Genomic DNA, 23,210 nt, shown 5'->3' on the forward strand with positions numbered 1-23,210 from the left:
AAAAACTTATACTACTTTTAAAAAAAGATTAATTACCAGCATTATGATAAAGTTACTGTCTTCCCCTGCCCTAAAAAAATTGATTCTACCCCTTCTAATGATCAGTATGTTCGTTGCCAACGCCCAACAAAAAATTGGAGGGCTGGCGCTCTACACGGTTAGGGACAATATGGGAGCGGATGCCAAAGCCACTCTAATGGCGGTTGCAGAGGCAGGTTATAAGAACATTGAGGCGGCAGGTTACAAGGATGGCAAGTTTTATAATATGTCTCCCAAGGACTTTCAAAAACTACTAAAGGAAATAGGGCTGACCCCTATTAGCACACACCAGGGGGGTGTTACCTTAGAGAATGCGGATAACATGATCGCCGATGTAAAGGCGGCCGGTTTCAAATACTTTGTAATTCCTGTACCTCCCATGGGATTGAGGGACGATTATAAGCAATTGGCCATTGTCTTAAGTACCCTTGGAGAAAAATGTCATAAAGCAGGGTTGAAACTACTGTACCACAATCATGATTTTGAATTCAAAAAAGGAAACGAGGGTATAGTGACCATTGATTATTTGCTTGAAAATACCGATCCAAAATATGTTAATTTTCAGATGGACCTCTTTTGGGTAACCAAAGCAGGAGAAGACCCTGTGGCCTATTTTAAGAAATATCCCGGTAGGTTTAAAATGTGGCATGTAAAAGATATGGACTCCGAAGGAAAATTTGCTCCTGTTGGTAAAGGACAAATTAATTTTTCCGATATCCTAGCCCAAAAAAAACTGTCTGGGATGGAATATTACATGGTAGAGCAAGATAAAACTTTTGACATAACACCTCTGGAAGCCATAAAAATTAGCCATAAAGGCCTTATCGAAATAGGTTTTAAATAAACTCTAATCCAAATTATAACGCAGCAATCGCAGTGCATTGATGACTACCAGTATGGTAGAACCCTCATGTATGGCTACGGCAACTCCGATATTGGCAAATCCGAACAAGGTTGCTGGAATTAAAAATGCCACAATCCCCATACTTGCCCATAGGTTCTGCTTAATAATTGATTTGGATTTTCTACTTAGGCCGATCACAAAGGGAAGACTTTCTATCCTGTCCGACATCAAAGCTACATCTGCTGTTTCCAAAGCTACATCACTTCCTGCCGCGCCCATGGCAATACCAACAGTGCTGTTGGCCATGGCCGGTGCATCGTTTACACCGTCTCCTACCATGGCTATTTTAATGCCTTTATTAACGTATTCCCCAATAGCCTTTACCTTGTCTTCCGGAAGTAAATTTCCTTTCGCCTTCGTAAGTCCAATTTGTGCCGCAATGGAATCTGCCACGTTTTGATGGTCCCCGGTCAACATTATCAATTGTTTTATCCCTATTTTCCGTAGTCGCTCCAAGGTTGGAGCTGCACTTTTTCTGGGCAAGTCCATAACACTCAACAGTCCGATAGCCTTTTGCTTATAACCAACAAGCATAATGGTCTGTCCTTCTTTCTGCAATTGGTCTATTTGGTCTTGAATTTCTCCTAAAATTTGTATTCCCTTTTCCTTCATCAGTTGACCATTGCCAATATAAATATGGCCACCATTGTATTGCGCCACTACTCCTTTGCCCTGTATGGCCTCCATATTGGAGGAACGGCTACTGTTTTCAACCTTATATTCGTCCATAAGATCTTTGGTTATGGCCCTCGCCAAGGGGTGGTCGCTTAGGCTTTCAACGTCCAGGACCAATTCTAAAAACTCCTTTTTGTCATATCCGTTCAATGCAATTGCATTAATCAACCTAGGCTTGCCTTCGGTAAGGGTACCTGTTTTATCAAAAGCAATGGTAGTAAGGCTACCCAGATCTTCCAGGGCACGACCACCTTTAATGACCACACCCTTTTTGGCAGCTCTGGCTATGCCGCTGATTACTGCACTGGGTGTTGAAATGGCCAAGGCGCAAGGGCTGGAGGCTACTAAAACGCTTATAGCCCTATATAGGCTATCATGGACCTTCTCATCAATAATCAAGTGAAGAAAACAAAGGCTTATTACCAAAACCACCACTATGGGTACAAACCACTTTTCAAATTTTTTGGTAGTTAATTGGGTGGGCGATTTTTTAGTTTCCACCTCGTTTATCATTTTCACCAAACGTGATATTGTGGCATCCGCATTCAATTTTAAAACTTGGACTTCAAGCATGGAATCCCCGTTTATAGTCCCGGTAAAGACAATATGGGACGGGTCTAATTTTTCAAATGGGGGCAAATCGCTAACATCGTGTATCGCTGTTTTGTCCACGGGAATACTTTCTCCCGTTATAGAGGACTGATCAATACTACTACTACCCTTAACTATTACCCCGTCTGCAGCTATTTTGGTATTTGGTTTTACTACTATAATATCGTTTAACCTTAATTCCTCAACTGGAATTTCCTTTAAATCCCCACCATTTTTCAACAATGCCGTCTTCGGCGAAAGTTCACCCAAGGCCTTGATTGACTTTGAGGCCTTGTTCATGGCATAATGCTCCAACGAATGTCCTAAACTAAATAAAAACAGTAATAGGGCTCCTTCCCCCCATCTATCTATATACGCAGCGCCTATTGTAGCGACTATCATTAGGAAATCTATTTCAAATTCCCCCTTTCTTATCTTGCCTATAGCCTCCAGCAGGGTGAAATATCCTCCAAAAAAATAGGCCAATATATAGCAGACCAGTGAAACCCATGGTGTTGCCCCCAGTACTCTGGCCAAAATCAATCCCAATAAGAAAAAGACACCGCTTAAAATGGCAAAATATAGCTCCGTTCTCTTTCCAAAAATTCCTCCGTGGTCATGATTGTGATTGTGTTCTTCATGATCGTGCTGATATTCCATACTTATAATTTGAAAGCAAAATTAACCCTAATGCCAGTGCAATGTATGTGCATTTATTGGTTACAGTGCTCACAAGTTCCCTTTACCAGCATATTCACATCTTCAGGTATAAAGTTGTCGGGAAGATTAATTTGTGGTATTCTGTGTTCGGTTAAGCAGGTAGTCCTATTGCATTTAGTGCAATGAAAATGCAAATGCAGGTCCGAGTGATTGGCCATACCATCATCATGATCGCAAAGGGCGTATTTAGGAATTCCGGTGCCATCATCTATTTGATGCACAATGCACTTTTCCTCAAAAGTCTTCAAAGTCCTGTATAAGGTGGTTCTATCGGATTTCTCAAAATTTCCCTCTACGCTACTAAGGCTAACGGCCGAATTCTGCGAAGCCATAAATTGATGCACCAAAATACGCATAGCCGTTGGCCTAACACCAAATCTTTTCAATTGCCTTTCAGATTCTTCCATAACTTTCTGATGTGGTCTAGTTTTTAATATTGCAATTTAAGATAATGATTGCTTCTTGGATACCTATGGCATTACTTTCAATGGATCGTTCAAAATACCACCAATGAAAATTTATCATTTAAAAGTAATGATAATGGCACAAAGGGTAAGCCCGAAACACAAAATTGTTCAATTAAAATTCGTAGATTTAAACAAAACCAATAACTCTGGATCATGTCAATTATCAACCGTTTTTCCCATCTCCAAATAATACTTTGTTTTCTAATTTACAACCTAACCTTAAATGCCCAAACCGAGTCTTTTGTTTATGGTGATGCACTTCCGGACGCACCTGAGTTATCTGCACGGGGAACCTATGCCGTTGGCGTACGCACTTTGGATTTTATTAATAAGGGACAGGCAGATGTATTAAACTCAAAAAATGGAATCGACCCCATCTATGATCGACCATTAAAAGTAGAGGTTTGGTATCCCGCTCAGTTGGCGAAGGGAGCAATAGAAACTGTCCTTTACAATGAGGTCATGGGAACCGCCAATGATTCCCTGCGCCCTCTGATTCCCATTACCATTAAGGGTAGGGCATCCCGTGATGCCGCACCCCTTACCACCAATGGTCCTTTTCCACTTTTAGTGGTGGCACATGGCTATGTGGGCTCCAGATATCTTATGACCTATCTAACAGAGAATTTGGCATCCAAAGGATATGTAGTCGTATCCATAGATCACACGGATTCAACTTTTAAGGATGCCTCCCCTTTTTCAAGTACCTTGGTGAATCGCGCAAAAGATATCTCCTTTGTTATGAACCAAGTTGCGGATTTGGGAACATCCAAGAACAAAAACTTTTTAACGGGATTGGTGGATTCCGAAAACATCGGTATCATAGGCTATTCCATGGGAGGTTACGGAGTTTTAAACGTAGCTGGAGCCGGATATAGCGATGGTCTTGTGGGATTTTTTTCGAGCATAACAGGGGGAAGTAAGGCCATCGTTGACTTGGCCATGAGTAATCCGGAATTCCCTAAGGTCGACCCTAGAATAAAAGCGGTTGTAGCCTTTGCCCCATGGGGCATGGAGCGGGGTATTTGGGATGCAGAGGGTTTAAAAGGGCTTAAAGTTCCTACCTTTTTTGTTGCAGGAAACCAAGATGACATATCTGGCTATGAAAAAGGAATTAAGGCAATATATACCGGAGCTGTTAATGCTGACAGATATTTATTGACCTATAAAAATGCCAGGCACAATGTAGCCCCTAATCCACCACCGGTGGAAGCTTTGGCTCCCGGCCTACATATTGACGAATACTATAGGTACGCCGAACCAAGTTGGGACGAGAGAAAGATTAATAATGTAAACCAACATTTTTTAACTGCTTTTTTGGGTATTCATCTGAAACAGAAGGATTATTCAAAATTTTTGGAGTTACAGGAGAATTCCAATGAAAAGAATTGGACCGGGTTTAAGCCGCGATCTTCAACGGGCATGGAACTTCTTCATGCCAAACCTGCTCCCTAGGAGCAATGGATGAAGCAATGTCCTTATTTTCGCAATACACAACTTTATTTTATATCTTTTTAAAACAGTGAGGCCATGAAGCTATTATGGACCATTCTTAAAATACTTTTGGCCCTTTTTATGATATACGCAGGGGTACAACATTTTATAAAACCAACGTTTTATCTAGTTTTTGTACCTGATTTTTTACCCTATAAAGTGTGGGTCGTTTATTTGTCTGGAGTAATAGAGATTGCGTTGGGTATTCTTCTCTTGATTCCGCATTACTCCCGGATGGGAGCAACAGGGATACTTTGGCTCATGATCCTATTTCTTCCGATCCATGTTTGGGATGTTTTTTCTGACCAACCCGCCATTGGTAGTTCGGAAGCAGCCATGATCCGCTTGCCAATACAGTTTGTCTTTATAGGTCTTGCCTGGGGCGTTAAAAAATATGCAACAGGAAATAGCTTGGATTGATGTTTAAAATACTATCCACCGAAAAAAAATTACACCTTTGGCGGTTTAAAAACAGTTTAATTCATAGTACCTTCCAACCATGCCGGAAAATGCCCATCTACATTTTAAAATTTACAAACCTTTCGGAATGCTAAGTCAGTTGCACTCCAATGATGCTAAGGAATCACGCAACAAACGCTTCTTAGGTGAACTTTATAACTTTCCGGATGGGATTATGCCCATTGGGCGACTGGATGAAAAATCGGAGGGATTGCTCCTGCTCACTACCGATGGAAAACTGAGCGATCTAGTCAACCGTTCTGGTGTGGAAAAGGAATACTATGTGCAGTTGGATGGCGAAATAACCAATGAAGCCATAGAACTTCTACAAAATGGAGTGGAGATTGGATTCCATGGTAGGAAATATATAACCAAATCTACCCTAGTCCAAAGATTATCCACTCTCCCTGCCCTGCCCGAACCGAACAACAAATTGAGAATAGGACGTCATAGACCAACTTCATGGATCAGTATCTCCATAACCGAAGGCAAGTTTCGTCAGGTACGCAAAATGACTGCTGCCGTGGGTTTTCCCACTTTAAGACTAATTCGCATGCGCATTGGGGATGTTCGTTTGAAGGAATTAAGCCCGGGAAAAGTAATCCCCATCAAGGAACTATCTTTTTAAATGTTAGGCTATGCCCGTTCCTATAAATATTACTGTTTTCTTGTGAAGGGAACAAAACGAACAGGGAACAAATTTTTAGTTATTACCCTATCCTTCTTTTTTAACACACTTACCAAATAGGTGATATTATCGTTTAATCCAACGGGGATTACCATACGTCCGCCATTTTTTAATTGGTCCAATAAGGGTTGGGGAATCGAATCTGCCCCTGCAGTGACCATAATTGCGTCAAAAGGTGCTTTTTCTGGCCATCCATGATATCCATCGCCCCATTTTACAATGATGTTGTCATACCCTAAGTTCTTCAGTCGGCTCTTGGCGGACATGGCCAAATCCTGTATTATTTCAATAGTGAAAACAGAATCCACAATTTTGCCCAATACCGCCGCCTGGTATCCCGATCCCGTTCCGATTTCCAAAACTCTATCGGTCGATTTCAATTTCAATGTTTCTGTCATATATGCCACAATGTACGGCTGTGAAATAGTCTGATTGCTTCCAATAGGTAGTGCCCCATCCCTATAGGCATGCTCTACCAAATTTTTAGGCACAAATTTATGCCTCGGTACATTTAGCATTGCATACAAAGTTAAAGGGTCTTTTATTCCTCGGTCCTGAAGCTGTGTTTTCACCATCTGCTCCCGCTTAAAATCTTGATCGTCCTGGGCAATAACTGCACCTGCAAAACAAATCGTTAGGCCATAAACAAATAAGGGTTTATAAATCATCACTCTAGTTCTTAAACAATAACCTATTAACAACTAATAAGATACGAAATAATAACTAGCTATTCTACGGGGCAACGTTAAAGAAACCCACCACAGAAAGCATAAAAACTATGACTAGAGCTAAGCATATTTAGAAGTATCCAAGATGGGAGTAGCAGGGCATTGTTGATCAGGGTGCTTTTTCGCTCAGCTTCGAAATAGGGGTCAGCAATACTTTTCTGAATTCTACTTCCGCACCCTCAGCCTGCAGGGCAATATTTCCACTACTTGCGGTAGCATTATAACCATAATTCACCAAATCACCATTTACCCATACCTTAATTGAGTTTTTAAGGCACTCTATGGTCATGGAATTCCATTCACCCAACGGTTTTTCGGAACCATCGGTCAAATTTTTTATTCTTCGCAATTTGCCTTCGGTAATTCCCCATTCCTCCTTAGGTCCCCGCCTTTCCAACATATTGTCCGTTTCAATATCCTGTACGATACACCAAAAATCCCCGGCATTATCATGCATCATTTGAACCTCTATGGATTTAGGAAACATTTCATACAAGGATCTGGGTGTTGAAGCAAAAACCAACACACCGCAATTACCAGGTTTTCCCGCAAAACGATATTCCACTTCCAATCTAAAATCCTGATAAACGGCATCGGTAATAAGATGGCCTTGTGGCTCTCCCAAACTTACCAACATACCCTCCCTAACAATAAAGGGATTTATAGCTTCGGGATTATTGTCCATTTCAGGTACATCTACATGCCAGCCGTCCAAATCTTTTCCATTAAAAAGACTTTTGGAAGACTGGGAAGTACAACTAATTAGTGTCAAGAAAGCGGTAATGACCAATATTATACTTTTCATCCGTTCATTTTTATTGATTGAAATATTCCACACTATAGCATTTATTATCCAATATCCCTTAAATGTATCATTTTCCAATGAAATAATATCCAACTAGTTTGCTTTAAGTGCCTTTTTGTCATCCCCAAAATATTAATTGGTCTCTAGTCACGAGACAACAGTTGAAGAAAATACTGCACAATGCGAATGTGGGGGTTCAGTATAATTTAAGTAATTTGCACCCATTCAAAACAAGAATAAAAGTGAAGGTCTGTATTGCGGAAAAACCTAGTGTTGCTCGGGAAATTGCCCAAGTGTTGGGGGCAAATACCAAACACGACGGGTATTTTGAAGGAAATGGTTACGCAGTTACCTTTACCTTCGGTCATCTCTGTACTTTATTTGAACCAAGCGATTATAAGCCCCATTGGAAAAGTTGGGACCTGAACAATTTACCCATGCTCCCAGAAAAATTTAAAACAAAAGTGGTGGATAATGCGGGAATCCAAAAACAGTTCAAAATTGTAAAAAGTCTATTCGACAAAGCTGAAGTGGTAATAAACTGTGGGGATGCCGGACAGGAAGGGGAACTTATTCAGCGTTGGGTACTGCATCAGGCCAATTATAAGGGCGAAGTACAGCGATTATGGATTTCATCCTTAACCACTGAGGCCATAAAGGAGGGATTTACCAAATTAAAATCTTCCCATGACTACGACAATCTTTATTATGCCGGCTTTTCCCGTGCCATTGGGGATTGGCTATTGGGAATGAACGCCACCCGTCTCTATACTGTGAAACACGGGGGATATAAACAAATGTTATCGGTTGGGCGGGTCCAAACGCCAACCTTGGCCATGGTGGTCAATAGGTTTAAGGAAATAGAAAACTTTATACCCCAACCTTATTGGGAGTTACAGACACTTTATAGGGATACGGTTTTTAATTATGAAGAGGGCCGTTTCCTAAAAATGGAGGACGGGGAAATTCTTGCCAACCAAGTAAAGGAACATGAATTCGAAATTGTTGCCATTACCAAAAAGAAAGGTAAGGAATACGCTCCCAAGTTGTTCGATCTTACAGGTCTACAGGTGTATTGCAATACAAAGTTTGGATTTACGGCAGATGAAACACTTAAGATCGTCCAAAAATTATATGAACAAAAAGTGGTCACCTATCCTAGGGTAGATACCACCTTTTTACCTAATGACGTTTATCCTAAGGTAGCGGGAATACTTCGTAATTTAACCCAATACGAACAGTTGACCTCTACCCTGTTGTTAAAAAAGATAAGGAAATCCACAAAGGTTTTCAATGACAAAAAAGTAACGGACCACCATGCAATCATTCCCACTGGGGTCGAAATAAAGTTAGGTGCAGCCCAGCAGCAAGTTTACGATAGTATCGTTAGGCGATTTATAGCTGTATTTTATGATGATTGCGATGTCTCAAACACAACGGTAATAGGCAAGGCGGCCAACATTTCATTTAAAACCACCGGGAAGGAAATCCTTAAAAAAGGGTGGCGGGTTGTTTTTGAGACTGCCAATTCCAAAGAAAAAAAAGAAACTGGAATATTGCCCAATTTTGTTAAAGGTGAAAAAGGTCCCCATGAGCCTTCATTTTTGGAAAAGCAGACCAAACCACCAAAACAATTTACGGAAGCTACCTTGCTAAGAGCCATGGAGACAGCTGGAAAACAGGTCGATGATGATGAAATGCGCGAACTTATGAAAGAGAACGGAATTGGTAGGCCATCAACCCGCGCCAGTATAATAGAAACCTTATTTAGGCGCAAGTACATAGAAAGAAAAAAAAAGCAGGTATTACCTACCCCAACTGGTATTCAACTTATTGATACCATACAAAACGAATTGCTAAAATCTGCAGAATTGACAGGGTTGTGGGAAAAGCAATTAAAGGACATAGAAAAAGGCGCGTTTAGTGCCGGCATGTTTATTGCCAACATGAAGAGGATGGTAGATGAATTGGTATATGAAGTAAGAAGTGAGACCCAACGCGCCAATATCTCCCATTCTCAGGAACCCGTTAAAAAAGAAACCCAAAAAACTAAAAAAAATATAGGTGGCATTACGGATGAAACCTGTCCAAAATGCAAGAACGGCAACCTAATAAAAGGGAAGTCGGCCTATGGCTGCAGTGGGTACAAAAATGGCTGTGATTTTTTATTGCCATTTACTATTCACCACAAAAAAATCTCAGAAAAGCAGATGATCAGGCTGCTACAAAAGGGTTGTACGGTAAATTTAAAGGGGTTTACATACAATGGCGCAGAGGATGTTGAAGGCCTGCTACGCTTCGATGAAAATTTTAAGGTTATTCTGGAACCAAAGAAAAAGCCGAATACCGATGTCCCAAGTTGCCCCAAATGCAAAAATGGTAGGATTGTTAAGGGCAAAACGTCCTATGGCTGCAGCAATCACAACAAAGGCTGCGATTTCAGGTTTACTTTTAGTGAGGTAAAAGCCAAAGCTTTGGACAAACCTTTGACCAAAGCCCTAGTTCTTTCTATTTTGAATGGGAATTACTAATATTCCAACCCTAGGGAAAAGGAAATAGTTTAGTCCAAATGGATCATTCATCCAAGAATAGAACATTGGGATTAGCGGAAACTAAAAACCGCCCAAAAAATGGACGGTCCTTATGTACTTTGCACTGCCTACACAAAAATGGAAAGTCAATGCCGTATAATCTATAAGCCTATAAAATGGCTACTAATTCCAATTCAAAAGTAAGGTCCTGCCCTGCCAAAACGTGATTGGCATCAATAACAATACTTTCTTCCTTAACATCTGTAATTCGCAATTGGTTTTCTGTACCGTCCGGATTTTTTGCAACCAACATCATTCCTATTTCGGGTTTAATGTCTTCAGGAAGTTCTGCCTTCTTAATTTCATGAAATAATTCTTCCATAATATCTCCGTAAGCTTCTTCCTTGGGTACGGTTATCGTTTTCTTTTCATTGACCTCCATATTCACCAATTCCTTTTCAAAACCAGGAATTAGTTGTCCTTGTCCCAAAGTAACTTCAATAGGCTCCCTTTCCAAAGAACTATCAAAAATTTGTCCGGTTTTTAATTTTCCAGTGTAATGTACTTTTACCTTGTCATTTTCCTTAACTCTACTCATAAAATTCAGTATCTCTAATTTTTAATCTGACTATTAATGTGCAAACCTATGGGATAAAGATTTTTTAAAAGAATAGATTGCTCTAAATCCTCTAAAATTTACAATATCTTAACACTTTTCCCTAATAATCACATAGTTTCAACAAAATATTGGGAAAAGCTTATTCCAAAATGGCTTGGTATACTAAACTTCTCAACTTGGCATGATCATCAACCCCATTGGTGGGTATGAGTTGTTTAAAATAAACTACTACAAGCTCTTCCACCGGGTCTGCCCAATAAGTGGACCCATATGCCCCACCCCATTCAAAAGTACCTACAGAACCAGGCTCTCCCCTTTCACCTACATTTTTTGTAATGGAAAAACCGAGCCCAAATCCTGAGCCTTTTCTACTTCCATAGGGAATCCCCCGAATATCCACGTGATCGGCAATCATCAATTCCACGGTTTTCGGGGACAATATCCTATTTCCGTTAAATGTACCTCCATTCAACATCATTTGTAAAAATTTAGCATAGTCCATGGCCGTAGAAAGAAGACCGGCACCACCAGAAAAGCTTTTGCGTGGACCCTTAATGTAATGGCCCTGACCTATACCCAAACCGGGATCTGGTGATCTTTCCAAAGGCTTGCCTTCATAGGCCATATAAGAAGTAGCCAGTCTTTCAGTTTTATTTTTAGGCAAATAGAAATGTGTATCCACCATGCCTATAGGATCCAAGATTCTTTCCTTTATAAATGCATCCAATGATTTTCCGGAGACTTTTTCAACAATTACCCCTATAATATCCGTGTTATATCCATATACAAACTGCTCGCCGGGCTGCGCATCCATAGGTAATTTTGCCATTCGCGCCACAGTTTCCGTAATAGGTTCATTTCGGTCTGCAAAATACCAGTTCTGTATCCCGGCCTCTTCCCATTCTTTTTTTGCGGGGCCATGACCGTAGCCAATACCGGCAGTATGGGTCAATAAATCCCTGATGGTTATGGAACGATTAGCCTTTACAACATCATACCCACCATCATCACGTATTTTGGCTACGGTTGTTTCTTTCCATTCCGGCAAATATTTTCCTATTGGATCTGCAATCAATAGTTTTCCTTCCTCCTGCAAGATCATGGCTGCCACACTTACTATGGCCTTCGTTTGTGAAGCTATTCTAAATATGGCATCATTGGTCATCTTTTTCCCTGCCTCAATATCACTCGCCCCAAACGCCTTGTGATAGATTACTTTTCCCTTTCTGGCTATCAGTGCAACATTTCCAGACATTCTGCCGTCTTTAACATACTGCTCCAAAGTAGCGGATAATCGTTCCAACCTTTCAGCGGACATCCCCACCTCCTCGGGCAGGGCCGAATCTAAATTTTGAGATTGTGAAAAGGATAAAAAGAATAGACATCCCAATAATAGGATGTTTCCTTTGATGAATTTTACCATGGTATTAAATATTTGATTAGTTCCTCTTTTAAAGAAGGCCAGAAGTTATTATTTTTTTTGGTTTAAAAAAACAATAAACAGTTTTCGATCCTGATTTTATATGTTGGATCGATTTCCCTCCTTGGGTCTTGGCTAATAGAGTATAATATCTGTCCAAACACATCTACTGGGTACGGCTTTGTGCATAACTGGGCAGAGCCTTATATTACGCTAAAATTCTTTGCGCTTGCCGAAAATTGACACATTTATGGGATCAATTCCAAAAGTTGTTTGTGTGTGTATTAGAAAAAGATAGAATAGGCTATCCCACTGTTCGTGTTCTGTTCATTTTTTGCATCGCCCAAAAAACGACCAGGGCTGAATAACCAAGGTACGGTGTACCTTGGTTAAGAGGAGCCAGATGTAGCCTAGGCTAGGCTGATTTTTCTTTTCTTGAAATCTACAGACTTCTCACGGCCGCAGCGTCCAGGCCGCTTTCACTAGGGTGAAATGCTCTATGGACGCCTTCCTAAACCCAGAGTGAAAACCCCTTGATTAACTACTAAAACAAAAATAGGCCGTTCCTTTGTTCTTTCAGCCGACATAGTGTCAATAAATCATTTATTAAATAACGTTTAATATTGTCCTAGATGTCCATTGTTAGGTCAATCTTCTTCCGTGGTGAAGACGTTATGGCCGTAAAGAATTATTGAAGCCTTGGAAATAATTTAGGCCATGGCATCAGTCCATAAAATCCCGAGATTTTAGGGACCACCTAGTGAAGAAGGGTCTTTTCTCCTGCCCGACGGTAAGGCGGGTTTGTTTAGCTCATGGCTGGTTATTTTCTTAAAGATGAATTCGTGAACCGGCGGTTTCGTTTTATTCATTGCATGTCTATTTTGCAATATGGTATTCATGAACCTCCTGCGTCGGTTTCTTTGGACAAGCAAAGAAATTGAAGATTCACGAAATCCGATAAAAAACAATAACAACCACTTCAGTAAAATGAAAGAATTACTACAATAAAATATTCATTCGATTATGTCCATAAATTGAGTCAAAAAAAAATACAATAATTAAGCATGATCCCATTTATACAGGACTTTCTTGTATAAATTTAGGACAAAAAAAAATAGTACATAAATCCAATACGTTTATGGATTAATATGTACTATTCCTTAAAATCTATAAATAAGCCAATTCCTATAAGCAAACTGGCTTGGATACTAAATTTTCTTTACTCGTACGGCATTCATACCTTTCATCCCCTTTTCAAGTTCAAAGGAAACCTTGTCATTTTCAGCAATCTCATCTATGAGCCCGCTAACATGGGTAAAATACTTCTCTTGATTTTCAGTGTCGATTATAAATCCAAATCCCTTGGAAGTATCAAAGAATGATACTTTACCATTTCTAACCGGGTCGAATTCCTCCACATCACTGTCATCTCTTTTAGGCACCCCTATTTCTATGGTAGAGGCATCTATTTTTATTTTTTTAGTGGGATCTGGTGGCGTATCCGTTAAATTTCCGTCGTGATCAACATAGGCAAATTGGATACCAGGTCCATTTTCCTTAGACTCCAATTTACGGGCCTCCTTTTTCTTTTGTTTCTCCTCGCGCTTTTTTAGACGCTTCTTTTCTTTTTCACTTTTACTATACGTTTGTTGCGATTTTGCCATTGTTTTTTTTAAAATTATAAATTGTAAATCTCGTCTGAGCAGCGGTTGAAATACTAAACGAGTGTTTGAAAAAGAAAAATGAATCTAATTTTATCTACCCAAGAATTTAGTAGCAGCAATGGTAATTACAGGTCAATGCGCAACTCTTTTAATTTCAACAAATATAAGGCTAGTATTTCAAATATTTTAATTTAGTCCCCCAATTTTTTATCTCCATTAAAGAAAATTGGACATGATTTTCAGGATTTTGGGATATAAAAAGAAGAAATTACCGCTTCTATGCTATTTCTTCATTAAAATACCATGGTCCTATGTCAATTCCCATAGCACCAAGTACTTCCAATCCCTAAGCAACACCAATGCTTCTTGTAACAAACCCGTTTGTAAAGTCTTCTTTTTTAAATGATTGCATCACATTTTGGGATTTTTTCTTACAATTCACCTTAAAAATCCTTAACTTCTAAGCATATAAACTCAAAAAACTCACATATGAAAAAGTATTACTTTATTGCAGTGATTTTCGTTTTTGGGATGGTTGGTTTTACCAACGCCCAAATAACGGGATCAGTTTTGGATGAAGAGGGAACACCATTGCCCGGTGCCTCCATTGTAATTAAAGGGACTTCCACAGGTACAACCACGGATTTTGATGGCAACTTTACCATTGAGGCCTCCATGGGCGACATTTTAGTGGTTTCCTATATTGGATTCGAAACCTTACAGGTAACGGTCAACAATACCGTAATGAACATACGGCTTACTTCAGGTGTGGCCTTGTCAGAAGTAATTATTGTAGGTTCACGTAATCCAAATAGGACTGCCACAGAAAGTACGGTTCCCGTAGATGTCATAGACATGACGGAACTGAACAATGTGGCCCCCCAAGTGAATCTAAACCAGATTTTAAATTATGTGGCACCATCCTTCACCTCCAATACCCAGACCATTTCGGACGGTACAGATCACATTGATCCGGCCTCCCTTAGAGGCTTGGGACCAGATCAGGTCTTGGTATTGATTAATGGCAAAAGAAGGCATACCTCTTCTTTGATCAACGTAAATGGAACCTTTGGTAGAGGAAGCGTGGGAACGGATTTAAATGCCATCCCTGCTGCTGCCATACAGCGTATAGAAGTCTTACGGGACGGTGCGGCCGCTCAATATGGTTCGGATGCCATTGCAGGGGTTATCAATATTATATTGAACAAAAATGTAAATGAACTTACCACAACCGTCACCACAGGGGCCAATTTTACCAAAAATGCCAATGATCAAACCGGGGGTGTGGACGGTGAAACCACCAATATTTCTGCCAGTTACGGTATTCCATTAGGTGATAATGGTGGATTTATAAACCTCTCCGGAGATTTTGACGTTAGGGAAGACTATAGCCGAATGAAAGAGTGGGAAGGTTCTATATTCAATGCTTATAACTCTGTGGAAAGATTGGCTGTGAGTCAAGGTATGGATCTGGCCAATCTAGGGGATTCCGATGTGGTTTCCTTGGCTCAGAATCTTCCATTTTTAACCCAGGATGATAAAGATTTGATAAGTGGCTTTACCCCTGAGGAGTTACATAGCCCAACTAAAGTTTATAGTGATGGCACAGTCATTTTTTACAACCCATTATCCAATAATACAACGACCGAGGAATTAGCGGCCCGAGGGCAACAAAGAAGTGACTACAATATGCGGGTAGGACAGTCTGCCTTGCGTGGGGGTAGATTATTTGCAAATTTCTCCTTGCCCTTGGATGATATCGGCACTACCCTGTACTCTTTTGCAGGAATCAGCTCGAGAACTGGTAATTCAGCAGGATTTTATAGGTTACCTAACCAAAACAGGACCTATACCCCAGCTTATTTCAATGGTTTTCTACCCGAAATCAACTCTAGTATTAAAGACCAATCCATATCTCTTGGAATAAAGGGGATGGTTGGAAATTGGAGCATTGACTTAAGTAATACATATGGTAAGAATTCTTTTTTATATACCATTGGAAACACACATAATGCCTCCATGCAAAATGCCTCTCCTACCTTTTTCGATGCAGGGGGATTTTCTTTTCTTCAAAACACCTCCAATTTGGACATCACTCAATTCTTTGACGACGTAATGTCGGGGTTAAACATTGCCTTTGGTGCAGAATATAGAGTGGAGAACTATGATATTGTGGCTGGAGAGCCAGCTTCTTATGGCCAATATACCAGTGCTGGACAATTAATTACTGTGGCTAGCCAGTCTCCCTCAAGGGATTTTTTCGGAAGTGCTAGACCTGGGGGTTCTCAAGTGTTTCCAGGTTTTGCGCCAGGTAATGAACTTTCTAGGGGAAGAAGTAGTGTAGCAGGATATTTTGATGTAGAAGCTGATTTCTCAGAAGCGTTTTTGGCAAGTTTCGCCACCCGTTATGAAAATTACAGCGATTTCGGAGGCACCATCAATTTTAAATTGGCAGGAAGATTCAAGGCTACGGATAATCTGAATATTCGTGGCGCTTTGAATACAGGCTTTAGGGCACCTTCCCTACACCAAATCAATTTTAATTCCACCTCGACCATATTTGACAACCAGGGCAATCCACAGGAGGTAGGGACTTTTGCTAATAATAGTAGGGCGGCCGACCTTTTGGGTATTCCACAGTTGAAGGAGGAAACTTCCCAAAGTGTCAGTTTGGGGCTTACCGCCAAAATACCGGATGCCAATTTAACTATAACTGTAGACGGTTATTTCGTTAAAATAAATGACCGAGTTGTCTATACAGGGCAGTTTAGCCCTTCAGCTGATGCAGGTACAGGAGTGGACGACATACCAGCTGTATATTCTGGATCACAATTGGAATTGTTGAATATATTACGACAAGCCAATGCCACGGCAGCCTCATTCTTCGCCAATGCGATTGATACCGAATCCAAAGGACTGGATATTGTTCTTACCCACAGAACGGATCTGGGTGCCAATTGGAGGTTAAAATCGGATCTTGCCGGAACGCTGTCCAAAACAAAAAAAGTGGGGGATATCAATGCATCGGATGTACTAAGAAATGCTGGTAAGGTCGGCACCTACTTTCCAGAGGACAGTAGGGTTTATTTGGAAGAGGCAGTGCCTAGGACCAAGATAAACCTTTCCAACAGCCTTACCTCCGATAAATTTATCATTTTCCTTAGAAATGTATACTTTGGAGAGGTAACCGAAGCAACAACAACGGTGGCCAACCAACAGGTGTTCGGCACTAAATTGGTTACAGACCTTTCTGTAGGCTATAAGGCAACGGATGCCCTAACTTTGACGATAGGGGCAAATAATTTATTCGATATCTATCCGGACAGGGCCAAGGACGAATTTGGTAACCGTAGCGACGGTCGTTTCGATTGGTCCCGTAGAGCACAACAATTTGGAATAGGTGGTAGATTCCTTTTTGCCAGGGTAAATTTTACACTTAAATAGGAATTGCAAATAGCGTCCACATAAATGGGAAAAGCCACTTAACAGTGGCTTTTCCTTATTATAATTGGGGCCTGAAGGGTAAACCTTAAGCAGGGCCATAAATACGCATTAGCTTAGCTTTGCAGGCTCACATCCAACACTATATTTGTTTTCAACAATTTGGAAATGGGACAAATTTCTTTAGCCTTTTGTGCTATTTCCTTAAACTGATCCAATTTAATCCCCGGTACCGTACCACTAAGACTTAAAGATATCTGAGGTATACTCCCATCCTCAAAGTTTACCTTGGCAGCTGTATCCAAATTAGTGGGAGTAAATCCAGCCTCCCCCAATAAAAAACTGAGCTGCATGGTAAAACATCCTGCATGGGCCGCTCCAACCAATTCTTCAGGGTTGGTACCCTTGCCATCTTCGAAACGTGACTTAAAGGAATATTGAGTATCCTTCAAGATGGTACTTTCCGTACTCAAGGTACCTTTGCCATCCTTTCCGCTACCTTTCCAGTTTGCACTTGCTTTTCTACTGAATTTCATACTTATTAATTTTTAAGTTATTACAATTTATTATTTACCTAATTCCAACTACTTCGTCTTTAAATGATCTATATAATCCCTTTTCTTTAGGGTATTTGGATATACCACTTAATATATGTCTAGCGAATAATTAAGCACACTAACCTCTAAGATATTAAATAGGTAATAATAATCCGATAAAATTCATACAATTCCTTTATAGTGCCTTTCTTGGCCTATAAACCAAATTATTTTTTTTAAGGTCGATAAAAATTAAGTTTTTACAATTAACTGATAATCAAATACTTAAAACATCTCACGCCCCTATCGATGGAATATATTTGTTAAATATTGCTTAAAACGGTACTATTTTATACATAGTACTGTAACAATTTTATACTTCCGTCGTCTTCTAGTAGTAAATCAATTAATCATATTTAAATAAAATATCATGGAAACAATAAACAAACATCTTGTAAAGCAAACATTGGAATCTTCAAAAAGTAGAATTTGGAATAGCAAAAGAAGGTACAGTTAACAGACCACAATTAAAAATCAATAAATAAAACAATTTAAACATCAATTAAAAATCAACATCATGGAAACAATCAATAAGCATTTCGTAAAACAAACAATTGAAAACTCTAAAAGCAACATTTGGAACACCAAAAGGCGTTTCAGGTAATTAAAAAAACTTAAAACAACAATCATGAAATCATTTATTCATAAATCACAATCAGAATCAACAAATTTTCAGTTGACAGGGGAAAGTATTCTAATGGTAAATTTTAAAAGTATCAAGAAGAACCGTTGGGCCGAGCGCAGAATCTATTTAAATTAATTCCTAATATTTACAGGGAAAGGGTTCTAGAATTAAGAGCAGTTGATGTGGTATCACCTGCTTTTTTTATATTAGTCCAACCTAACCCTTTACCTGTTATCCAGAGAAAGCTGGCTCTCTTAAAACGCGCTTCTACTCCTCTTTTGGCGAATACCGACTTGAGAATCTTGAAAACAAAACCAATTTTTTTCTGGTATTGATGAAATATACACCGGTCAAAAGCACTATCGCCGCAATTGTAGACTGAGTGGTTATTTGTTCATCCAAAAAAAACCAGCCCAATAATAGCGCTATAATAGGGTTTACATAGGTGGAAGTGGCGACCTTTTCCGGAGAGACCACTTTTAATAAATAATTAAATGCAGTAAAGGCAACAATACTTCCCAAAATAATTAGAAAAAGCATGGCATATTGTACCGGACTACTCCAAGCGGTAGGCAGGGTCCAAGTTTCCCCAATAAGCAAACTCCCTACCATTAGCATGATGCCCGCAGTAAACATTTGAAATCCCGTATTAACAAAATAATTTTTGGGTAGGTCGGCCTTGGCTACAAACAAACTACCATAAGCCCAACTAACCATACAAAAAAAGATCATGACCATCCCTAAGACCGAGTTCTCTTGACTTATTACTTGGTTTTGACTAACCAATAAATAGATACCCAATATGCCGATTATAACACCTACAACGGACATGGTCTGAATCTTTTTCCCTTCAAGAATGCGCATTAACAATAGAATTACCAAGGGTTGTGCCGCTATTTCCAAAGCTGCAAAACCACTGTCTACATACTTCAGTGCCCATACTACAAATCCGTTGCCAAATGCAAGGAATAGAAATCCTGCAATCATAGAATTCAGTAGTTGTTTTTTTGTGATATTAAGTGGAATCCCCATGAGTTTACACAATACAAAAATCAAAATTCCAGCAACCGAAAAGCGTACGGAAGCCAGCATAAATGGGGGTAGTTCGTGCACTGCAATCTTGTTCATCAGATAAGTAGATCCCCAAATCACATATATGGCAAAAAAAGCGAGTATTATTAAAAGTGCATTCTGGGATTTGGACATAAAAATAACTTTTCCAATGAACCACAAAAGTAAGTATAACTTTTATTAATTGTGTCCATCTAGGTAGCCATGTTATTTTTAAGAATCAACAAAGCACTTTACCTGATCGTTAAGTTACGAACTTCATATTTAAACCCTTACATGGTTAGCTCAACATATGGCAAGGGCAAGTACTACCATTATGATTCCGTCCACTTTTACACGATCCCCTACAGCTTACCAGCTACCGCCTCCGCCTCCGCCAAAACCGCCGCCTGAGGAACCTCCTCCCGAACTTCCGCTACTGGAAGGAGAACTCACCATATTGGATTTAGTGCTGGCCATGGCGTGGGAAAAAGATTTGGAAAACTGATTCATTGTAAGGCTGCTACTTGAAGTGGACGTATACCAGTCCGGGGGCGGTATATTTAGATCTCGAAACTTTTTGGCCCATTGAACGAACAAACCAAAGGCAAGTGCATATCCCAGGGTATTTTCAAAATAATGTGGATCATCCCTTAAAAGCATTTTTAATCTGTTTTCCTCGGCAACCTTGATAAATCTTTTAAATCCCTTTAATTCCGAAAGCAACTCATTGCCCTTGGCATTCTTTTTTACCATAAATCGATTAACAAAAATCAGTATTACACAGAAAACTACAATGGCCACTGCGGCCAAAGGTCCCCAAAAGAATAGGCCCACCATAGTAAGTCCGATCGCCAAAGCAATCAAGGCCACATACATAATACCTTGCATTTTTTTTGATTCAGCCTCGTAATAAGGTTGGGCACTTTCCTTTAATTGGCTGCGTGCCTTTATCATTTTGGTATAAAAGGTATCCTTTAAACTACTCACCAGCACTTCCGTGCCAACAACATTATTATTGTCTCCGAATAGCCCCTTGAATATTTCCAATTCGTACGAGGGCGAATCCAATGGCAGTGACTGCAACCGTATAATTTTAGTGTCTTTAGATCCAAAAAGGCCTTTTTTAGGGATTTCCTCCAGTCTTATCAATCCTTTTGAGCCCCAATACGGAATCAGAGCTATTAGGTCGGAATTGTCATCCTTATCATTGATCAAAAAACCTACCATGGCAGGATCCAAACTGTCCGGTGGATAATAACTGGTTGCAGCAATGACACGTTGATCCTTTCCAAATTTCCACCATACCCTAAAAAAAGCAAAAAGCATTATCCCGATTAGGAAGACCCAACCATAATTATCCCAAAATGGCCAGAAAGGCTTTTCTTCCTTAACAGATCCTAACGGAAGATTGATCAATACGGTTACACTTTGCCCTGGGTGGGATACAAATCCAGCCTTGCTCGTTCCCGAAAATTCATTATTTGCATAATATAATTGCATTTCCGTAGTGGTGGTGGAAGTACCCCTATCCCCTGCGTAAACAAAGCTGTTTTCCTTGCTAGGGAATACATTTTCTGGAAGTCCAATAGTAAAACTGACCTGATGAAATTCGGCCAACCAATCTTCCGGTTTAATGTTCCAATAAAACCTGATTTGCGAATCCTCAAAAAGAAAGGCATTATGGACCCTATATTTTATTTCATAATGCTGGGGCCCTACGAGAGTAATATCCTTATCCCCTATTTTGATTTCCATTTGGTCCTGCATCTTTTGTACAAAATCGAACGGAGCTTCAAATTTATAATCGGGAACCTTTATTTTACTGATCCTGATCTTTCTTGTAGATTCATTACCCTCGGAATCGACAAGGTCATATTTTGTTTGGATAGTCCTATAAATTCCGTGTTTTGGGATTTCGAAGTTAAGATCGTAGTTTTCAACTACATCAAAATAACCTTCTTTATGGACCGTAATGTCTACAGTGTAATTTTTAACCGTAAAATCCTGGGCCAATCCCGTATTTAAGGTTAGAAGTAATAAAAGTAAGTAATAGCTATTTTTCATTAAGAGAAATCTACTTTGACATTCGCCCTACTAGCCTCCTCAGCCTCAAAATAATCGAAATGTTGATATTTAAATAAACTGGCCACAAGCACTCCTGGTACACTTTCCCCATAAGTGTTGTTTTCCCTTACTGAACCATTATAATATCTTCGGGCACGCTCCAAATTCTCTTCAATTTCATTTAATTTTTGTTGAAGATCCAAATAATTGGCGTTGGCCTTAAGATCTGGATAGGCTTCCCCCAAAGCAAAAATACTTCTCAAACTTTGTTGAAGTTGGTTTTCTGCCTTTATCTGGGCATTGATATCTCCAGATGGGACTGCCATAGCAGCGTTACGGGCATTTATTACAGCCTCTAAGGTAGATTTTTCATGTTTGGCATACCCTTTTACAGTCTCTACTAAATTTGGTATAAGGTCGTACCTTCTTTTTAAAGCCACATCTATATTGCTCCAGGCATCCTTGACAAGATTTCGAAGTGTGGCAAAACGATTGAAAACATTTACTAAGAACAAAGCGATCAATGCTAGGATTCCCAAAAAAATAATTAACGTAATCATGGTCTGGTTTTTTTGATGTTATAAATATGGCTACACTAAGTTACTTTATTTTTTTATTCACACAGCAGGCCGTTCATAAATTAAGGGACATATTGATGAACTTAATTAGAAACCTTATCCGACTTTATAAAGCATTTCACGCCAAACAACATAAAGGCGCTTATGAATTACTTAACATAGGTCAATGTGCATATGGCGTATGAACCCTAATTTTGAGCAAACAAAAAAGATATCATGAAAACTATATTACATACAGCAGAGAGCCGAGGACATGCCGATCATGGCTGGTTAAATTCATACCACAGCTTTAGTTTTGCCAATTATCACAACCCGGAACGAATGAACTTTGGGGTTCTTAGGGTTTTAAACGACGACACCGTCTCAGGCGGGCAGGGCTTTGGGCAACATCCCCACAAGAACATGGAAATCATTTCCATTCCATTGAAAGGGGATTTGGAACATAAGGACAGTATGGGCAACACTACCGTTATCAAAGAAGGGGATGTTCAGGTTATGAGCGCAGGGACCGGTGTTTTTCATAGCGAGTATAACAAAAACAAAAATGAAGAGGTTAAATTTTTACAGATTTGGGTACTTCCAAAAACCCAAAATGTAAATCCTAGATACGATCAAATTTCTACCCGGGATCTGGCCACCAAAAATTCCTTTTACCAAATCCTATCACCCCAAAAAACCGATAAGGGGGTATGGATTCATCAGGATGCCTGGTTTTCCTTGGGTGATTTTGAAAAAAGAAATACTTCAACTTATACTTTAAATAATAACAGTAATGGATTGTATGTGTTTGTTCTGGAAGGAGAAGTTATTATTGAAGGTCAAATACTAAAAAGGCGGGATGCACTGGGAATCTGGGATACGGACCAAATTACAGTTACGGCAAATTTACCCAGCAAGTTGCTCTTAATGGAAGTTCCAATGGCCTAACACCTAAACTCCATTACCCTACCCAATACATTCTGCCTTTTGGCGAGGTGGTCGGTGGTTTATCGAATTTAGTATAAGCACAGGACTATATATCCTATATTATCCCTAAATTAAGGGTACTA

Annotated in this window: 19 protein-coding genes; 8 read left to right on the forward strand and 11 right to left on the reverse strand. The window is 39.7% G+C overall.

What is annotated here, in order from left to right; all coding sequences use genetic code 11:
* The first annotated feature begins 43 nt into the window (after positions 1–43).
* Positions 44–883, forward strand: a complete 840-nt coding sequence (locus tag BUA60_RS09420) for a sugar phosphate isomerase/epimerase family protein (RefSeq protein WP_072861481.1) — start codon at positions 44–46, stop codon at positions 881–883.
* A 3-nt stretch (positions 884–886) separates the two neighbouring features.
* Here the strand turns inward: BUA60_RS09420 and BUA60_RS09425 are convergent, their stop codons facing one another.
* Entirely contained in the window at positions 887–2,869 is a 1,983-nt protein-coding gene (locus tag BUA60_RS09425) for a heavy metal translocating P-type ATPase (RefSeq protein WP_072861482.1), read from the reverse strand.
* Positions 2,870–2,922: 53 nt separating this feature from the next.
* Complete coding sequence (locus BUA60_RS09430) at positions 2,923–3,336, reverse strand: Fur family transcriptional regulator (RefSeq protein WP_072861483.1); 414 nt, start codon at positions 3,334–3,336, stop codon at positions 2,923–2,925.
* Positions 3,337–3,549: 213 nt separating this feature from the next.
* Between BUA60_RS09430 and BUA60_RS09435 the strand changes: the two genes are divergently transcribed.
* The 3 genes from BUA60_RS09435 (at position 3,550) to BUA60_RS09445 (ending at position 5,977) form a co-directional block, all read left to right on the forward strand.
* Positions 3,550–4,851 (forward strand): alpha/beta hydrolase family protein, encoded by a 1,302-nt coding sequence (locus BUA60_RS09435; protein ID WP_072861484.1) that lies wholly within the window; start codon positions 3,550–3,552, stop codon positions 4,849–4,851.
* A 75-nt stretch (positions 4,852–4,926) separates the two neighbouring features.
* Positions 4,927–5,310 (forward strand): DoxX family protein, encoded by a 384-nt coding sequence (locus BUA60_RS09440; protein ID WP_072861485.1) that lies wholly within the window; start codon positions 4,927–4,929, stop codon positions 5,308–5,310.
* A gap of 79 nt (positions 5,311–5,389) precedes the next feature.
* On the forward strand, positions 5,390–5,977 hold the full coding sequence (locus BUA60_RS09445) for a pseudouridine synthase (protein ID WP_072861486.1): 588 nt from the start codon (positions 5,390–5,392) through the stop codon (positions 5,975–5,977).
* 29 nt (positions 5,978–6,006) lie between these two features.
* Here BUA60_RS09445 and BUA60_RS09450 read toward each other — a convergent pair whose 3' ends face one another.
* Both BUA60_RS09450 and BUA60_RS09455 read right to left on the reverse strand, forming a co-directional pair.
* Positions 6,007–6,705 carry a protein-L-isoaspartate(D-aspartate) O-methyltransferase gene (locus tag BUA60_RS09450; RefSeq protein WP_072861487.1) on the reverse strand — a complete coding sequence of 233 codons (699 nt, stop codon included), beginning with the start codon at positions 6,703–6,705 and terminating at the stop codon, positions 6,007–6,009.
* 169 nt (positions 6,706–6,874) lie between these two features.
* The gene (locus BUA60_RS09455) at positions 6,875–7,570 is read right to left on the reverse strand and encodes a 3-keto-disaccharide hydrolase (RefSeq protein ID WP_072861639.1); all 696 of its coding nucleotides are present in this window, start codon (positions 7,568–7,570) and stop codon (positions 6,875–6,877) included.
* A 242-nt stretch (positions 7,571–7,812) separates the two neighbouring features.
* Between BUA60_RS09455 and BUA60_RS09460 the strand changes: the two genes are divergently transcribed.
* A complete protein-coding gene (locus tag BUA60_RS09460) occupies positions 7,813–10,101 on the forward strand; it encodes a type IA DNA topoisomerase (protein WP_072861488.1) in 2,289 nt (762 codons plus the stop codon).
* 169 nt (positions 10,102–10,270) lie between these two features.
* On the opposite strand, the gene BUA60_RS09465 is transcribed toward BUA60_RS09460, so the two are convergent.
* The 3 genes from BUA60_RS09465 to BUA60_RS09475 form a co-directional block, all read right to left on the reverse strand.
* Complete coding sequence (locus BUA60_RS09465) at positions 10,271–10,699, reverse strand: FKBP-type peptidyl-prolyl cis-trans isomerase (RefSeq protein WP_072861489.1); 429 nt, start codon at positions 10,697–10,699, stop codon at positions 10,271–10,273.
* 160 nt (positions 10,700–10,859) lie between these two features.
* The gene (locus tag BUA60_RS09470; RefSeq protein ID WP_072861490.1) at positions 10,860–12,143 is read right to left on the reverse strand and encodes a serine hydrolase domain-containing protein; all 1,284 of its coding nucleotides are present in this window, start codon (positions 12,141–12,143) and stop codon (positions 10,860–10,862) included.
* A 1,205-nt stretch (positions 12,144–13,348) separates the two neighbouring features.
* On the reverse strand, positions 13,349–13,804 hold the full coding sequence (locus BUA60_RS09475) for a cold-shock protein (RefSeq protein WP_072861491.1): 456 nt from the start codon (positions 13,802–13,804) through the stop codon (positions 13,349–13,351).
* A 489-nt stretch (positions 13,805–14,293) separates the two neighbouring features.
* Between BUA60_RS09475 and BUA60_RS09480 the strand changes: the two genes are divergently transcribed.
* On the forward strand, positions 14,294–17,248 hold the full coding sequence (locus BUA60_RS09480; protein WP_072861492.1) for a TonB-dependent receptor: 2,955 nt from the start codon (positions 14,294–14,296) through the stop codon (positions 17,246–17,248).
* Between the two features lie 113 nt (positions 17,249–17,361).
* Here BUA60_RS09480 and BUA60_RS09485 read toward each other — a convergent pair whose 3' ends face one another.
* Positions 17,362–17,781 carry an OsmC family protein gene (locus tag BUA60_RS09485; RefSeq protein WP_072861493.1) on the reverse strand — a complete coding sequence of 140 codons (420 nt, stop codon included), beginning with the start codon at positions 17,779–17,781 and terminating at the stop codon, positions 17,362–17,364.
* Positions 17,782–18,469: 688 nt separating this feature from the next.
* On the opposite strand from BUA60_RS09485, the gene BUA60_RS23370 reads away from it, so the two are divergent.
* Positions 18,470–18,601: a hypothetical protein gene (locus BUA60_RS23370; RefSeq protein ID WP_258364888.1), complete on the forward strand. Its 132-nt coding sequence runs from the start codon at positions 18,470–18,472 to the stop codon at positions 18,599–18,601.
* 132 nt (positions 18,602–18,733) lie between these two features.
* Here the strand turns inward: BUA60_RS23370 and BUA60_RS09490 are convergent, their stop codons facing one another.
* The 3 genes from BUA60_RS09490 to BUA60_RS09500 all read right to left on the reverse strand — a co-directional run bounded on the left by BUA60_RS09490 (position 18,734) and on the right by BUA60_RS09500 (position 22,143).
* Positions 18,734–19,672, reverse strand: coding sequence for an EamA family transporter (locus BUA60_RS09490; RefSeq protein WP_072861494.1), 939 nt, complete (start codon positions 19,670–19,672; stop codon positions 18,734–18,736).
* Positions 19,673–19,888: 216 nt separating this feature from the next.
* Positions 19,889–21,583, reverse strand: coding sequence for a DUF2207 domain-containing protein (locus tag BUA60_RS09495; RefSeq protein WP_072861495.1), 1,695 nt, complete (start codon positions 21,581–21,583; stop codon positions 19,889–19,891).
* Positions 21,583–22,143: a LemA family protein gene (locus tag BUA60_RS09500; protein WP_072861496.1), complete on the reverse strand. Its 561-nt coding sequence runs from the start codon at positions 22,141–22,143 to the stop codon at positions 21,583–21,585. The genes BUA60_RS09495 and BUA60_RS09500 overlap by 1 nt, the downstream gene beginning before the upstream one ends.
* 234 nt (positions 22,144–22,377) lie before the next feature.
* Here BUA60_RS09500 and BUA60_RS09505 point away from each other — a divergent pair, with 234 nt between their 5' ends.
* Positions 22,378–23,088, forward strand: coding sequence for a pirin family protein (locus BUA60_RS09505; RefSeq protein ID WP_072861497.1), 711 nt, complete (start codon positions 22,378–22,380; stop codon positions 23,086–23,088).
* Positions 23,089–23,210: the final 122 nt, after the last annotated feature.

It is taken from the genome of Arenibacter palladensis, from assembly GCF_900129275.1.
GTDB lineage: Bacteria > Bacteroidota > Bacteroidia > Flavobacteriales > Flavobacteriaceae > Arenibacter > Arenibacter palladensis.